The organism is Microbacterium sp. CJ77 (assembly GCF_002911615.1).
In the GTDB taxonomy this organism is placed as follows: Bacteria; Actinomycetota; Actinomycetes; order Actinomycetales; family Microbacteriaceae; genus Microbacterium.
This window is the reverse complement of sequence record NZ_PQBR01000001.1, coordinates 39856-54743: the sequence shown is the minus strand read 5'-3', so window position 1 is coordinate 54743 and position 14888 is coordinate 39856. Positions and strand designations below refer to the sequence as shown.

The following is a 14888-nucleotide window of genomic DNA, read 5'->3' as shown; positions in this document are numbered from 1 at the left end:
GACGCGGCACTCACGGTCGGTGTCCCCGGAGCATCCGATCGCTGACCTCTTAGGATGAGCGGATGCCCCAGGCGCCACGGCAGATCAACGGATCGAGCGACAGCGGATCGAACCGATGGCGCGGGTGGTGGGCGACGCTGTCGGAGGCGATCGATTCCCGGCTCTGGCCCGTGCCCGTCACAGCAGTCGTCGTTGCGGTCGCCCTCGGCATCGTGCTGCCACGCCTCGATGTCATCGTCGACCCGGGACTCCCGGACGCGGTCGACTCGGTCGTCTTCAACGGAGGTGCCGAGACCGCCCGCACCGTCCTCTCGTCGATCGCGGGGTCGCTGATCACCGCGACATCGCTCACGTTCTCGCTCACGGTCGTCGCGCTCCAGTTGGCGAGCAGCCAGGCCTCGCCCCGCGTGCTCCGGCTCTTCGCCCGTGATCGTCAGGTGCACTGGACGCTTGCCGCCTTCCTCGGGACCTTCGCCTACTCGCTCACCGTGCTGCGTTCGGTTCGCTCGGAGGACGACGACATCGCCGAGTTCGTCCCCCGACTCTCGGTCACGCTCGGCTTCGTCCTGACGCTCGCCAGCGTGATCATGCTCGTCTTCTTCCTGGCGCATCTCGCCGCGCAACTGCGGGTCGAGACGATGCTGAAAGAGATCCACGCCGAGACCGACGGGACGATCGATCTGATAGACGGACGCAATGCCCGCGCCGCGGCCTACGACGGTGCAATCCCGATGACGCCGCTCCGGCAGACCGTGCTGTCGGCGTCGAGTGGCTTCATCACACGACACGATCACGATCTGCTCGTCCGATACGCGGCCGAGCACCGCATCGTGATCGAGGAGCTGCATCGCGTCGGCTCGAACGTGGTTGCCGGCACACCCCTGGCGCTCTGGTGGGATGCCGATGCCTCCGACGCCGGCAGCGATGGAACCGACCGAAAGCGGATCGACGAAGAGGATGTCGCGCACGCCGTGCGAAAGGCGTACCCCATCGGCTACGAACGCACGTCGGCGCAGGACGTCGACTTCGGCGTTCAGCAGACGCTCGACATCGCGCTGCGCGCGCTCTCCCCGGGAGTGAACGACCCCACGACCGCCGTCCACGCGCTCGGTCACCTGAGCGCGATGACCGCGCGAATCGTCACGATGTCCCCTCTGCCCGCGGGTCTTGCCGGGCCGGACGGTGAACTCTGCGTCGTGACGAAGTCCCGGAGCACGAAGGATGCCCTGGACGCGTCATTGACCCCGATACGGCACTATGGGGCCGAGCATCCTGCGGTCGTGAAGCGGTTCGTCCAGGCGGTAGCCGAGCTCGCGCTCACCTGCACCGACTCCGCCGCCCGCGCGGCACTCGTGGCACAGCTCGAAGCTCTCGACGAGCAGATCCGAGCGACAGCGGCAGATCCCGCGGGCAACTCCGAGCTGCTCACCCTGATCGCCGAGGAGCGCGTGCGGCTGCAGACGTCACCGGGTTCGCGGGGCTGAGCCCCGGGCGCCCCCGGCGGGTGCCACCTACGATCGAGGGATGAACACCACTCCCCTCGTCCTCGTCGCCAATGCGGGCGACGGATCGATCAGCGTCTTCCGCCTCGCTGGCCGCGCGCTCGAGCGGCTCGCCGTCAACGACGGTCTGCCGGACTGCTCGACGTTCGTGGTCGATTCCGCCCGCAGCCTCGTCTATGCCGGTGTCAAGGGCCGCACGCACGGCGAACCCGCCGGCATCGTGACGCTCGAGCTCGACCGGACCACGGGACGTCTGACACCGCGCAGCCGCATCGACGTGCCCGACGGCGGCATGAACTACCTGTCGCTCGCTCGCGGGGGCACCGCTCTGCTCGGGGCGTCCTACGGGGGCGGCTACGGGATCAGCTGCCACGTCGAGGACGGAGTCGTCGGAGAACCCGTCGGGCGCATCGCGTTCCCGAACCTGCATTCCGTGCTGGCCGACGGCGACGGTCGATTCGCCTACTTCGTCTCACTCGGCGCCGACCTCGTCGCCCAATACGCCCTCGATGACGAGCTGCACCTCATCCCGCTCGACACCGAGACGGTCTCCGCGCCCGAAGGCAGCGGCCCCCGCCATCTGGTTCTGAGCGAAGCGCAGGATGCCGTGTACGTCGTCACCGAGTTCTCCGGCGAGGTGCTGTACTTCGCTCGGGACACGACGACCGGGGAACTCGCCCTGCGTGGCGCGACATCGGTCGTCGATCCCGCAAGGGGACTCGGACACAGTGTCCTCGGCGCCGACCCGCGCGAGAACCACTTCATCTGGGGAGCCGACCTGCAGTGGGGCAAAGGTGAGCGGATGCTGTGGACGTCCGAGCGCACCGAGAGCACCCTGGCGGCCTCTGCCGTCACCGCGGCGGGAGTCGTGTCCGTGCCCCGGATCTTCCACGAGACAGAGCCGCAGCCCCGCGGGTTCGCGATCAGTCCGGACGGGTCGTTGCTGGTCGCGGCGGGAGAGCTGTCGACGACGATCTCTCTCTACGCCGTGGACGAAGACCGACTCGAACTCCTGCAGCGGGCCGAGACCGGAAACGGCGCGAACTGGGTCAGATTCGCGTGAGGCGCGGCACGCTCGCCGGTGCGGAACCGCACCGTCACACGTGAACGACACCGTCACACGTGAACGACACCGTCACACCTCAACGACACCGTCACGTCCGAAGCTCGCGCTCGATCGCCGCGACGTCCTCGGCCCGGCACATGATCGTCCCGGGCATCATCGCCGTCGCACACCCCGCCGCCACGGCGGTCCGGAATGCGTCGGCGATCGGCTGCCCCTCGGCGAGGCGAAGGATGAGTCCCGCCAGAAAGGCATCGCCCGCTCCGACAGCGCTGGCGACTTTCACCTTCGGCGCGGGCAGGCGCAATGTCGCATCCGCCTGGACCAACAGGGCACCGGCGGATCCCAGGGTGAGGGCTACGACCTGCGCGCGGCCGCCATCGACGAGTCGCTGGGCGACGTCGATCTGTTCCTCCGGTTTCAGCTCGCGCCCCGTTCCGGCGAGCTCGGCGAGTTCGTCGCGGCTGGGCTTGATCATGAACACGCCCTCGGCGAGCGCCTTCACGAGGGGGCGCCCTGCGGCGTCGACCACGAGACGGATGTCGCGGCCGACGACCATCCGTGCCAGCGCCGCGTAGAAGCCCTCGGGCACACCGGGCGGGAGGCTTCCGCTCGCCACGAGATACCCGCCATGCGGCAGGTTATGCGCTACGGCATCGAGGCAGGCGCCCCACTCGTCGTCGCCGAGAGTCGGCCCCGGCATCACGAAGCGGTACTGATCGCCCGTAGACGTCTCGTCGACCGTGAAGCTCTCCCGCGTATTTCCGGTGATGGAGATCACGGAACCGATGACCCCGGCGGCGTTTGCGAACACGCGATAGGCCTCGCCGCTGGGTCCCCCGAGGGGGTATATCGCTTCTGAGCTCCCGCCGAGGTTCCGTATCGCGCGAGACACGTTCACCCCGCCCCCGCCCGGATCGAAGCGGGCCGGACCGCATCGCAGCTTGTGCTCGGCCACGACGCGGTCGACGGAACTCGTCACGTCGAGCGCCGGGTTCATGGTCAACGTGACGATCGGCGCAACCACGTGCGATCCCCTGTCATCACTCACGATGCCACTCCTTCATCCGACGAAAACGAATCACCGATCAGACCGGCGACTGTCGACGAGAGAGGCTCACCCAGGTCTCGACGACCGTGTCGGGATTGAGGGAGATCGAATCGACGCCCTCTCGCAGCAGCCACTCCGCGAAATCCGGATGATCGGACGGTCCCTGACCGCAGATGCCGATGTACGCTCCGCGGCGCTTGCAGGCTTCGATGGCCATCGAGATGATCTTGAGCACGGCGGGATCGCGTTCATCGAAGGTGGTCGCGAGCAGCTCCGAATCGCGGTCCAATCCCAGGACCAATTGGGTCATGTCGTTCGACCCGATCGAGAAGCCGTCGAAGATGTCGAGGAAGTCGTCGGCGAGGAGCGCGTTCGACGGGATCTCGCACATCATGACGACCTCGAGCCCGTCCTGTCCCCGCCGCAGGCCGTTCTCCGCAAGGAGATCCAGCACGGCGCGCCCCTCGGACACCGTCCTGACGAAGGGGACCATGACCTTCACATTTGTCAGGCCCATTCTGTTGCGCACGTAGGCCAGTGCTTCGCATTCGAGATCGAAACAGGCACGGAAATCTGCCGATGCATAGCGCGATGCACCGCGCCATCCGATCATCGGATTGTCTTCGACGGGCTCGTAGTCGGCGCCGCCCAGCAGCGTGGCGTACTCGTTCGATTTGAAGTCGCTCAGCCGCACGATGACCGGCTTGGGTGCGAAGGCGGCCGCGATCATCGCGATGCCCTCTGCGAGACGCGACACGTAGAATTCACGGGGCGACCGGTAGGCGGCGGTCCGGTCATCGATCGCCGCTCGCAATGAGGAACGCAGCCGGTCGTGTTCGAGCAGGGCACGCGGATGGATGCCGATCTGCTCCTGGATGATGAACTCGAGACGCGCGAGGCCCACCCCGTCATTGGGCAGTTGTGACAGGGAGAACGCCTGATCGGGCGTTGCGACGTTCATCATGATCTTCACGGGGATGTCGGGCATCTGGTCGATGACGACCTCTTTCTGCACGAACTCGAGCAGTCCCGAGTAGACGGTTCCCCGGTCGCCGTCGGCGCAGACGACGGTCACCTCGGTGCCGTCGGGGAGCGAGTCCGTCGCGTCCGTCGTCCCCACCACCGCGGGGATTCCGAGCTCTCGCGCGATGATCGCCGCGTGGCACGTGCGTCCGCCACGGTCCGTGACGATGGCCGCTGCCTTCTTCATGATCGGCTCCCAGTCGGGGTCCGTCATGTCGGCGACGAGGACCTCGCCCGCCTGGAACTGCCCCATCTGAGTCGGATCGGACAGTCGACGCACCCGGCCGCTGCCGATCTTCTGGCCGATGGCTCGCCCGGCGGCGAGGACCGTGGAACGCTCACGCAGGACATAACGCCGGATGACGTTCGCATCCCCGCGGGAGACGACCGTCTCCGGCCGGGCCTGCAGAATGTACAGCTTTCCGTCGATGCCATCGCGCCCCCACTCGATGTCCATCGGCCGACCGTAGTGGGCTTCGATGGCGAGACCCTGCCGTGCCAGCTCTTCCACATCGGCGTCGCCGATGCTGAATCGGCGACGATCGGCCGGCTCGACATCGCGTGTCGTGATCGACGCGCCCGCGTCGGTAGCGGTGGTGTACCGCATGGCGACCGCTTTCGCTCCGAGCTGCCGCTTCACGATGGCCGGGCGTCCCGCCCGAAGCGCCGCCTTGTAGAGGGAGAACTCGTCGGGGTTCACCGCACCCTGCACGATCGCCTCGCCCAGGCCGTACGAACTCGTGACGAGGACGGCGCCATCGAACCCGGACTCGGTGTCGACGGTGAACATCACCCCAGACGCCCCGAGATCCGTCCTGACCATTCGCTGCACGCCCGCGGAGAGGGCGACATCCGCGTGGGCGAAACCCTTGTGCACGCGGTATGCGATAGCACGGTCGTTGTAGAGAGAGGCGAAGACGAGTTTGATCGCGGCGATCACCTCGTCCACCCCGCCGATGTGCAGAAAGGTCTCTTGCTGCCCGGCGAACGAGGCATCGGGGAGGTCTTCCGCGGTCGCGGAGGACCGCACGGCCCATGTCACGGAGGCCGGGTCGGGTTCCGCCGCGAGCAGGAGGCCGAACGCTGAGCGGATTGCTTCCTCGAGTTCGGCGGGGAGAGGCTGATCGGCTATCCACTGGCGAATGTCATGCCCCACTCGCGCCAAATCCGCCATCTGCGCCACATCCAGCCCGTCGAGCACCGTCTGGATGCGCGCGCTCAGACCCCCCTGCCCGAGGAAGGCCCGATAGGCGTCCGCGGTGGTCGCGAACCCCTTCGGCACTCGCACACCGGAGGTCGTCAGATGCGAGACCATTTCGCCCAACGACGCGTTCTTGCCGCCGACCTGCGAAACATCGCCCATCCCGATCTCGTCGAACCACAGAATGCTGGTCATCGCATCACCTTTCGCACTCGCAAAGCATGGATCCGGAGGCCATTCGCCTTCTTTCGCGCACAGCCCGACCGGTCCTCAATCCCGTTCGAGCTCGGGCGCGAAGTGCGGGATGGGGACGGGCTTCTTGCCGCGCGCATCCGCGCCTCGCGCCCGGGAGGTCGTGGGCGTGACCGGGTCACCCGCGTGTCGGACCGGTGCGGTGGCCTGTGGAGGAGCGTCGGGAAGACGCCTGCGGAACCGGCGCCCCGTGATCACGGTCGGCGTGATGCGGATGAAATTGTGCTTGCCGGTCGGGCTCCACGACGTCAGCTCGAGGACGCCGGATTCGTGAATTTCGGCATCGACGTCGAGGCGGTGAGCGGTGCCGCGGACGATGACACTCCAGCGGTACGCCGCGAGTTCGCCGTCGACCTCGAATGCCGCAGCAGGGTTGGCCGCGATATCGATGAGCTTCGAGCCCGGCGCCGACCGGATGAACACATTTCCGTTGTGCACGAGATAGTTCACCGGAAAGACGTCTGGCATGCCGTCGGTTCCATCCAGCGCCAACCTGCCGAGTTCACGCTGCTCAAGGAGCCGCCAGCACTCGGCCGTCGTGAGCTTCTCGACGAGCGCTTCTCCCGGATCCGCGATGTCGCGACGCGAGTTGTCCTGCGCGTGCGGGTTGATTTCGGAACTCGGAGCGCCCGCGTCCCCCGCGCCCGCTCCTGTCGCGAACCGAAGTCCTGTCCCGTTCATGGTGCGCTCCCCTCTCTGCAGTTCCACTACACCTCCGAAGCGGGGGCGACAGCAGGGGCGAAGGTCCCACGGAGTGCGGGGAAGATCGAGCGACCCGAACGTCGGCGGACGCACACGTCGGGTCGTCGGTCCCGCGGCGCGTACGGCCTCAGCCGAGGGTGAGCACCAGCGAGCCCGAGGAAGCACCGGCGCGAAGATCGCGAACGGCGTCACCCGCTCGGGCCATCGGGTAGGTCGTGACCGACGCCGACAGGCGAAGGGCCCGCGCCACGCGCAGGAAGGTGTCCCCATCCGCCCGGGTGTTCGCCGTCACCGTGCGCAGGTCCCTTTCCCCGAACAGGTTCTGCTCGTACCGCATAGCGGGGATGTCCGACATGTGGATGCCGGCGAGCACCACCGTGCCACCGCGGTCGGTCGCCTGGAGCGCGGCCGGGACCAACTCTCCGGCGGGCGCGAAGATGATCGCCGCGTCCAACGGGACCGGAGGGCGCGTCGTCTCTGCACCGACGAACGCGACGCCCAGCCGACTGGCGAGGTCACGATTGGCGGCGCCGCGGGTGATCGCGTACACCTCCGCGCCCCCGGCGATCGCCAGCTGGGCGGTGATATGGGCGCTGGATCCGAACCCGTACAGTCCGAGCCGTCCGCCGGGCGGCAGGTTCGCTCGGCGCAGCGCGCGATACCCGATGATTCCCGCGCAGAGAAGCGGTGCGGTCTCGACGGGATCGCAATCCGACGGCAACGCGTAGACGAACGATTCGGGTGCCGTGGTGAACGGCGCGTACCCACCGTCCGCGTCCCATCCCGTGTACTGGGAAGAAAGACAGAGGTTCTCGCGTCCCTCGCGACACCAGCGACACGAGCCGCACGTGGCACGCAGCCACGCCACCCCGACGCGCTGTCCCACCGTCAGCCGCCGGACCACCGGCCCGACCCCGCGGACGATCCCCACGACCTGATGACCGGGGATCACCCCCGGGCGATGCACGGGGAGTTCCTGGTCGATGACGTGCAGGTCCGTGCGGCAGACGCCGCACGCCTCGACCTCGATCAGCACCTCTCCGGCTGCGGGATCCGGGATGCTCCGCACGGTCGGCTCGAGCACGCCCGGCACCGCGCCCGTGCACCATGCGGTCATCGTCGTCGTTGCCATGGGTTGCCTCGTTCCGGACACGGTCCTGTCAGTGCGGATCCGGGCGACTCACAACCCGGTCGGCTCGGTCTCGTACTCGGCGACGTCCGGCACACGCTCCCGGTGCAGGACCCGCAACGCCGACGTCTCTTCGAGCCAGATCAGCGCGTCATATCGATCGCCCATGACGGTCGGCACGTAGTTGCTGCCCTCGCGGTCCGGGTCGTACACGACACCGATCGCCCGATGACCCCGCCGCTCGGTCAGCCAGGGGCGCGCCCGCTCGGTTCCGAAATCGAGGACGGCAGGCGCACCGAGCGCCCGGTGCAGGAGCGCTTCATGGCTCCCCTCGCGTGCGGGAGGGGTGCGCATCACCTGCTCGGGCGTGCCCCATTGCGCCCCTGCCAGCACCTCGCCCCGATACCCCGCCATCCCGATCAGGAGAGTCGCTCCTGCTCCGTATCGCTGGCGCAGCAGCTGCCCGACGTTCACCATTCCCTCGGTGGCCATCGAGGTCGCACGCGCATCGCCGACATGGGTGTTGTGCTCCCAGATGATGCCTCGCGACGAGGGACCGAGGTGCTGCGCGATACGGTCGATGGTGTCGATCATGTGGATGTCGCGGATGTTCCACGATCCGCGGTCGGTGCGCACCATGGCCCGGTAATAGCGTTCGGCACCCACCGCGATCGCTGCGTTCTGCTCGGCGTCGAAAGCATCGTCGCCATCCGTGCTCGTGTGCCGACGGACGGCCACGAGCAGGTCGACGACATCGTCCTCGCAGCTCGTCGGCACCAGCCGGGTGCTCCACGCGTAGCGGTGCGGATCTTCGCCGTACGGCGTGAAGCACTGCCACGCGCGCATCGCGTCCGGCAGGGCTTCGGGGGCGTGCTCGCTCAGCCACGAGATGATCCGGGTCAACGAATCCCACAGGGAGTAGACGTCGAGCCCGTAGAATCCGACGCGACTCGCCGCAGGACGATCGGCGTTCCATCCGTGCAGCCAGTCGAGGAAATCGGCGACCTCGACATTGGCCCACATCCACGTCGGCCAACGCTCGAAACCGCCGAGCACACCGCGCGCATCCAGGTGCTGGTCCGCGAGACCGCGCACCCAACGGTCGATGCGCCAACAGTCGGGCCAGTCCCCCTCGACGCCGATCCAGGTGAACCCCTCTTCTTCGATGAGGCGTCTGCTGAGGCGTGCACGCCAGTCGTAGTACTCGTGCGTGCCGTGGGACGCCTCCCCGATCGCGACGAATCGCCGCCCCCGGCTCGTGCGCACGATCGAGTCGAAATCGTCTGCGCCGCGCAGTGGGCGGGTGAGGGCGCGGATGTCCACCATCAATTGCTCATCCGTGTGCATCATTCGTTCGCACCGACCAATCGTTCACGGGCTTCGACGAGCAGCTCGACCACCTCGGCATCGGACGTCTGACCGAATCGGCGGTAGTGCTCACCCACGGCACGGAAGGCATGCGGTTGGAGCAGACAGATGACGTCATCCGCACCCTGCACCCGGCGGACCGCATCCACGCCGCCCACAGGTGCTGCGACGAGCACACGAGCCGCACCGTTTGCTCGAGCGACCCGGCAAGCCACGGACGCCGTCGCGCCCGTGGCGATCCCGTCGTCGACGATGATCGCCGTGCGACCGGCTAGCTTCACGCGGTCGGAATACGGACGCAACGCGGCAGCGCGGGCGGCGAGCGTGTGCTGCTCCTTCCGCGCGACGGCCTCAATCTGCGCCGGGGTGATGCCGAGCGCAGTGATCAGTTCGTGGTCCAATACCCGCGCGCCGCCTTCTCCGATCGCCCCCATCGCAACCTCGGGTTCGAACGGGACGCCGAGCTTGCGAACGAGGATCACGTCCAGTGGCGCCCCCAGGGCAGCAGCAACCTCGGCCGCGACGGGAACCCCGCCGCGCGGCAACCCCAGCACCACGACGTCATCCCCCCGGAACTCCTTCAGCCGAGTGGCCAGTCGCCGTCCGGCATCCTTCCTGTCCTCGAATTCACTCGTCATCGTGACCCTCCCCTCCTGCGACCCTGTCACGGGGCGCGCCCAGAGCGACGCGCTCCAGATGCTCGGGGACGCGCGCGCGCCAGCCGAGCTCGTGGTTGATACGGACGCGCAGGATGTCGGCGGCGGTGGCTTCCCCGTGGACGACGAAGGTCTCGCGGGGCGGCCGCGTCACCGCTCCCATCCACGCCAGAAGTTCGTCGGCATCCGCGTGAGCGGACATCGAGTCGATGCTGACGACCTCCGCCTCGATCGGGACGTCGGCGCCGAAGATCCGAAGGGTGCGCGCACCGCCGAGCAGCGCCGCTCCGCGGGTACCGCCGGCCTGAAACCCCGTCAGCACGACCGCGTTGCGTCGATCGGGTCCGTATGCCTGGAGGTGGTGCAGAATGCGCCCTCCCGTCAGCATCCCGCTGGCCGAGATCACGACCATCGGGCCGCCGCGCAGGTTGAGGAGCTTCGAATCGTCCACCGAATGCACCGGTGTTGCGATGGAGTACACGCGCTCCAACTCGGCCGAGTCGATGTGGTGTTCCGCCGGGTGGCGGCGATAGACGTCTGTCACATCGATCGCCATCGGGCTGTTGAGATAGATCGGAACATCGGGAATCTGCCCACGGTCGCGCAAGCGGGAAAGATGCAGCAGGACCGTCTCGGTTCGTCCGACGGCGAAAGCCGGAATCAGCACGACTCCGCCGCGTCCGGCCACGCGACGGATGACGTCGCCCAGAGCGGCCTGCGGGTCGTCCGCGGAATGGCGGCGATCCCCGTACGTCGATTCGGTCACCAGCACGTCGGCGGGTTCCAGCGGATGCGGCGGCCGCATCAGGGGGTCGTGGGTTCGGCCGAGATCACCCGTGAAGTGGACGGTCCGCCCGCCCAGGGTCAACCGGACGCTCCGCGCTCCCAGGATGTGTCCGGCAGGGACCATGCGCACCTCGACATCCTCGGTGATGCGATGCGACTCGTCGTCGGTCAGCACGCGGAACGACTCGAGAGAGCGCGTGGCGTCGACGGACGTGTAGAGGGGGCGGGGGCGTTCGTGCTTCGACCAATGGTGCTTCGCGGCGTGGCGCGCTTCCTCCTCCAGCAGGTGGGCGCTGTCCAGCAGCATGATGCGGCACAGTTCCGTCGTCCCTTCGCTCGCGTAGACCGGACCGCGAAATCCGTCGCGCACCAGTGCGGGCAGGTAACCGGAGTGGTCGAGGTGCGCGTGCGTGAGAACGACGGCGTCGATGGACGACGGTGGTACCGGAAACGGCGCCCGGTTGCGGTCGCGCAGCACCTTGTACCCCTGGAACAGCCCGGAGTCGACCAGCACCCGGGACCGTCCGCTGGTTACGAGAAAGCGGGACCCCGTGACGGTGTCGGCCGCGCCGAGGAACTGCAGCGTGGGCTCGTGCGACCCGTCTGTGGCCGGTCCCGTCGCTTCTGACGTGTTCACGTGTCCGCCAGCTCGAGCGCGAGCCGCTCCCCCCATGCGCGGGCGCGCTCTACTTCGCCGACAACGATGGGCCCCTCATACCCCTCGACGAGGAAGCTCTCGGGCTCGGTGACGGTGAACCCCAGCCGCCGGGCGAGACGCGTGGCGCTGCGTGAGGCTGCCCCGGGGAGAAATGGGATGTCCACGCGCGTGTCGAATCCGACGAACGACTGCGGATGACCGCCTTGGGGAAGAGCCTCCAGCCAATCGCGGATCCCCCTCCCGAGATCGCTGTCCGCGGCGCCGCGCTCTACGGCGTCCTTGCGTGTCGACGCGCGCGACATCGAGAAGGCGTGGGTGGGACCCCCCACCACGAGCACGTCCGTCTGCGGCGGCACCTCGGCCGGCGCATCGACCACATCGGTGACGGTCACGTGCGCATGGGCGGCGAGACCGGCCGCGATCGCCTGAGCTATCTGGCCCGTGTTGCCGAACATGGTCTCGTAGACGACCAGAACCTCCATAGCGACCCTCCCACCACTCGATGCGCTCCACCTTCGTCCTCCGCGCAACGACCTCCTAGGGTCATTGGTCCCGCCAGCACGTCAGACACGCGGATGATGCCAGACCCGATTCCGAACGCAGGACTTCCGACCTACCCGAACATCGGGTGGCCAGGAATACTGCAATCAGCGAGCAGAACGGAAGCGAGGTCGCCGTGAAAAGTACGATCGATGGTCACACCTGGGTGCTGAACGAAGACGAGTGCTGGAATCTGCTCTCGCGGAATGTGCTGGGCCGTCTCGGCGTGATCGTGAGCGGAAAGCCCGACATGTTTCCCGTCAACTACGTCACCGACGGACCGTACGTGTTGTTCCGGACAGCACCCGGCACGAAGCTCGCCGCGCTCACCAAGAACCCGGACATCGCTTTCGAGGTCGACGAATTCGACGATGACAGCGCCGCGAGCGTCGTGCTGAAGGGGACGGCCAAGCGTCTCGACCTGCAACGCGAGATCGACGCTGCCGAGGAGCTTCCGCTCGCGTCGTGGCTTCCCACCCTCAAGTACCGGTGGGTTCGCGTCGTCCCGACATCGATCAGCGGGCGCCGCTTCGAGCGCGGACCGGAGCCGCCTCGCTACGTCACCTCCGTGAGGGACGCCTGAGGCGACACCTCCCTCGCCCTGGCGTCGACGGTCGCGCGCAGCGCCCACAGGATGGAGGCGAGGTCGACGGCCTCCTGCAGCCACGCGCCCAACAGTGCCGGGATCGCGCCGAAGGCCGCGACCACCATCAGGATCAGACTGAGCGCGACCCCGATTCCGATGCTCTGCATCGCCACGGCGACCGTCCGGAGGGAGATCGACCGCGCGCGCAACACCCCTCGCAGGTCGTCCACGAGCAGCACGACGTCGGCGGAATCGCTTGCCGCGGTGGCGCCCGCAGCTCCCATCGCGATGCCGACGTCGGCGGCCGCGAGCACGGGGGCGTCGTTGACACCGTCACCCACCATCGTCAGGGGGCGTTGGGGCACCTCCGACATCACACTGAGCTTCTCTTGGGGCGTGCACGGCGCATGCACTTCCGCGATCCCGACGCCGCGTGCGACTCGTTCCGCGGCGGCGTGTTCGTCGCCGCTGAGCATCAGCAGTCGCAGGGGAGGGCGGACAGCACGCAGCTTCGTGATCACCTCGGCCGCTTCCGGCCGGGCGCGGTCCTTCAAGACGAGAAGACCGGCGAGGTGCCCATCCGTCGCAACGTATACCGGCTGCTCCCCGGCCTCGGGCTCGAACTCCGGGAGCGAACCGCGAATCATCGTCTCGACGAATGACCGCTTGCCCACCACCACAGTCCGCCCACCGACGACGGCGACCGCACCCTCACCGGGAAAGTCCTGGGCGTCGGCGATCGGAAGAAGCGGCTCCCCCAGATCGTGTGCGGCGGCGACGATCGCGCGGGCCGAGACATGGGGGGATGTCTGTTCCACGGCGGCCGCCCACAACAAGAGTTGACGGGGGTCGACTCCCGGGACCGGCCGCGTGCCGACCACGTGCGGGGAACCCGAGGTGATCGTCCCGGTCTTGTCGAATGCGACCGCGCGAGTCCGCGCGAGCTGTTCCAGGGCGCCGCCGGTCTTCACCACGATTCCGCTGTGTGCCGCGCGGCTCATCCCCGCGATGAACGCGACAGGGGCGGCGATGATGAGCGGGCACGGCGTCGCAACGACGAGCACCTCCGCGAAGCGGCTCGGCTCCCCCGAGATCCACCAGGCGGCACCGGCGATCGCCACAGCGGTGAGGGTGAAGGGCAGCGCTATCCGGTCGGCGAGGCGGACCATCGGTGCACGGCTCCGGGACGCAGCCTCCACGAGCGCGACGATCTGCTGATATTGGCTGGCCGAAGCGGGCCGGATGACTCGCATCTTCGCCGGAGAGGCGCCATTCACGGCACCACTGGGCACCTCATCGCCGACGCGGAGCTCCTTCGGAAGGGGCTCGCCCGTGAGGGAAGACTCGTCGAACACCCCCTGAGCATCGAGCAACTCAGCGTCCGCCGGGACGACCTCCCCCGACCGCACCAGAATCGTCTCACCCGGCGACAGGACATCCACGGATACGATCTCGACAGTGCCATCCGGACCCATCCGCGCCGCCTGCGTCGGCGAACGATCGATGAGCGCGCGCAGGTCTCGACGCGCGCGATGTGCGGCATAGTCTTCCAGGGCCTCGCCGGTCGCAAGCATCATGCCGATGACGAAGGCGGCCCACCATTCCCCCACGGCGAGCGCCGCGACGACCGCGATCACGGCGAGCACGTCCACCCCGGCCGAACCCGAGCGGATCGTCCGCACGGCGGACATCGCCGCTCGCGCGGCCATGAGGGCGGCATAGGCCGCCGCGAGCCAGGGCGCCACGAACGCATTGCCGCTCAGCGCGAGCACACCCGCTGCGAGGGCTACGGCCGCGGCCACGAGCAGATAGGGATAACGCGCCGGGAGTCTCACGAACGACCATCGAGATGACACAGGCGACCTCCGGTCGGGTCGAGTCATGGGAACTGCATCGTGCGGCACCACAACACGACGATTCTCCTCTCCCCTACTCGGTAGTCTGCACGCCTGCAGTGAAGCTTGCGCGGGCAAGTGCGATGGCGACGGCCAAGAGACCGATGGTGGCGACGACGTAGAGCACGTAGCACGCGACGACGACGATCCCGAGTACTCCACCTGCGCCCTGCCCCACACCTGTCAGCGTCGGCAGCCAGGTGACGCCCGCCAGCAGGAGCGCTATGACGCCGAGCAAGAGCCCGACGATGAGGACCATCCGCCGCAGCAGAAGACTCGCGGTGAATACGCAGAGTCCGCCGACGATCGTGACGACCGACAATTCACCCGGGATGAGCCAGTCGAAGTGGAAGCCCCCCGTCGTCACCAACCCCACTGCGGCGAGGATCATGGGCGCCACGAGCGGGACGCCCATCATGACGACGCCCACCAGGACCGTCGCGCGGGCGACCGCTCGCCATCGTGCTGTCATGAGG

The 14888-nt window shown here is 67.9% G+C and carries 13 protein-coding genes; 3 read left to right on the top strand and 10 right to left on the bottom strand.

Annotated features, from left to right (window positions below):
* The first annotated feature begins 62 nt into the window (after positions 1 to 62).
* Together C2868_RS00250 and C2868_RS00245 are read left to right on the top strand one after the other, a co-directional pair.
* A complete protein-coding gene (locus C2868_RS00250; protein WP_103662745.1) occupies positions 63 to 1484 on the top strand; it encodes a DUF2254 domain-containing protein in 1422 nt (473 codons plus the stop codon).
* Positions 1485 to 1524: 40 nt separating this feature from the next.
* Positions 1525 to 2565 carry a beta-propeller fold lactonase family protein gene (locus C2868_RS00245; RefSeq protein WP_103662744.1) on the top strand — a complete coding sequence of 347 codons (1041 nt, stop codon included), beginning with the start codon at positions 1525 to 1527 and terminating at the stop codon, positions 2563 to 2565.
* 91 nt (positions 2566 to 2656) lie between these two features.
* Here the strand turns inward: C2868_RS00245 and C2868_RS00240 are convergent, their stop codons facing one another.
* From C2868_RS00240 to C2868_RS00205, 8 genes are all read right to left on the bottom strand, one after another.
* Positions 2657 to 3616: a 1-phosphofructokinase family hexose kinase gene (locus tag C2868_RS00240; protein ID WP_258034364.1), complete on the bottom strand. Its 960-nt coding sequence runs from the start codon at positions 3614 to 3616 to the stop codon at positions 2657 to 2659.
* A 37-nt stretch (positions 3617 to 3653) separates the two neighbouring features.
* Positions 3654 to 6035, bottom strand: coding sequence for a phosphoenolpyruvate synthase (gene ppsA, locus C2868_RS00235; protein WP_103662743.1), 2382 nt, complete (start codon positions 6033 to 6035; stop codon positions 3654 to 3656).
* 75 nt (positions 6036 to 6110) lie between these two features.
* Positions 6111 to 6773: a pyridoxamine 5'-phosphate oxidase family protein gene (locus tag C2868_RS00230; protein WP_103662742.1), complete on the bottom strand. Its 663-nt coding sequence runs from the start codon at positions 6771 to 6773 to the stop codon at positions 6111 to 6113.
* Between the two features lie 148 nt (positions 6774 to 6921).
* Positions 6922 to 7926 carry a zinc-dependent alcohol dehydrogenase family protein gene (locus C2868_RS00225; protein ID WP_103662741.1) on the bottom strand — a complete coding sequence of 335 codons (1005 nt, stop codon included), beginning with the start codon at positions 7924 to 7926 and terminating at the stop codon, positions 6922 to 6924.
* A gap of 48 nt (positions 7927 to 7974) precedes the next feature.
* Positions 7975 to 9249, bottom strand: a complete 1275-nt coding sequence (locus C2868_RS00220; protein ID WP_103662749.1) for an erythromycin esterase family protein — start codon at positions 9247 to 9249, stop codon at positions 7975 to 7977.
* Positions 9250 to 9269: 20 nt separating this feature from the next.
* Positions 9270 to 9929, bottom strand: coding sequence for a phosphoribosyltransferase (locus C2868_RS00215; RefSeq protein ID WP_103662740.1), 660 nt, complete (start codon positions 9927 to 9929; stop codon positions 9270 to 9272).
* Positions 9919 to 11370, bottom strand: a complete 1452-nt coding sequence (locus C2868_RS00210) for an MBL fold metallo-hydrolase RNA specificity domain-containing protein (RefSeq protein ID WP_258034363.1) — start codon at positions 11368 to 11370, stop codon at positions 9919 to 9921. The genes C2868_RS00215 and C2868_RS00210 overlap by 11 nt, the downstream gene beginning before the upstream one ends.
* Entirely contained in the window at positions 11367 to 11873 is a 507-nt protein-coding gene (locus C2868_RS00205) for a flavodoxin domain-containing protein (protein ID WP_103662738.1), read from the bottom strand. Before C2868_RS00205 ends, C2868_RS00210 begins: the two co-directional genes overlap by 4 nt.
* Before the next feature lie 194 nt (positions 11874 to 12067).
* On the opposite strand from C2868_RS00205, the gene C2868_RS00200 reads away from it, so the two are divergent.
* A complete protein-coding gene (locus tag C2868_RS00200; RefSeq protein ID WP_258034362.1) occupies positions 12068 to 12514 on the top strand; it encodes a pyridoxamine 5'-phosphate oxidase family protein in 447 nt (148 codons plus the stop codon).
* Here C2868_RS00200 and C2868_RS00195 read toward each other — a convergent pair.
* Together C2868_RS00195 and C2868_RS00190 are read right to left on the bottom strand one after the other, a co-directional pair.
* The gene (locus tag C2868_RS00195; protein WP_181003303.1) at positions 12487 to 14352 is read right to left on the bottom strand and encodes a heavy metal translocating P-type ATPase; all 1866 of its coding nucleotides are present in this window, start codon (positions 14350 to 14352) and stop codon (positions 12487 to 12489) included. The two genes, C2868_RS00200 and C2868_RS00195, sit on opposite strands and share 28 nt — an antisense overlap.
* 94 nt (positions 14353 to 14446) lie before the next feature.
* The gene (locus C2868_RS00190; protein WP_103662736.1) at positions 14447 to 14884 is read right to left on the bottom strand and encodes a hypothetical protein; all 438 of its coding nucleotides are present in this window, start codon (positions 14882 to 14884) and stop codon (positions 14447 to 14449) included.
* Between the last annotated feature and the right edge of the window lie 4 nt (positions 14885 to 14888).

Bases quoted from the DNA above. Each gene is read 5' to 3' on its own strand.
- C2868_RS00220 (WP_103662749.1), bottom strand. From the start codon at position 9,249: ATGGTGGACATCCGCGCCCTCACCCGCCCACTGCGCGGCGCAGACGAT.
- C2868_RS00245 (WP_103662744.1), top strand. From the start codon at position 1,525: ATGAACACCACTCCCCTCGTCCTCGTCGCCAATGCGGGCGACGGATCG.
- ppsA (WP_103662743.1), bottom strand. From the start codon at position 6,035: ATGACCAGCATTCTGTGGTTCGACGAGATCGGGATGGGCGATGTTTCG.
- C2868_RS00230 (WP_103662742.1), bottom strand. From the start codon at position 6,773: ATGAACGGGACAGGACTTCGGTTCGCGACAGGAGCGGGCGCGGGGGAC.
- C2868_RS00250 (WP_103662745.1), top strand. From the start codon at position 63: ATGCCCCAGGCGCCACGGCAGATCAACGGATCGAGCGACAGCGGATCG.
- C2868_RS00190 (WP_103662736.1), bottom strand. From the start codon at position 14,884: ATGACAGCACGATGGCGAGCGGTCGCCCGCGCGACGGTCCTGGTGGGC.
- C2868_RS00205 (WP_103662738.1), bottom strand. From the start codon at position 11,873: ATGGAGGTTCTGGTCGTCTACGAGACCATGTTCGGCAACACGGGCCAG.
- C2868_RS00215 (WP_103662740.1), bottom strand. From the start codon at position 9,929: ATGACGAGTGAATTCGAGGACAGGAAGGATGCCGGACGGCGACTGGCC.
- C2868_RS00225 (WP_103662741.1), bottom strand. From the start codon at position 7,926: ATGGCAACGACGACGATGACCGCATGGTGCACGGGCGCGGTGCCGGGC.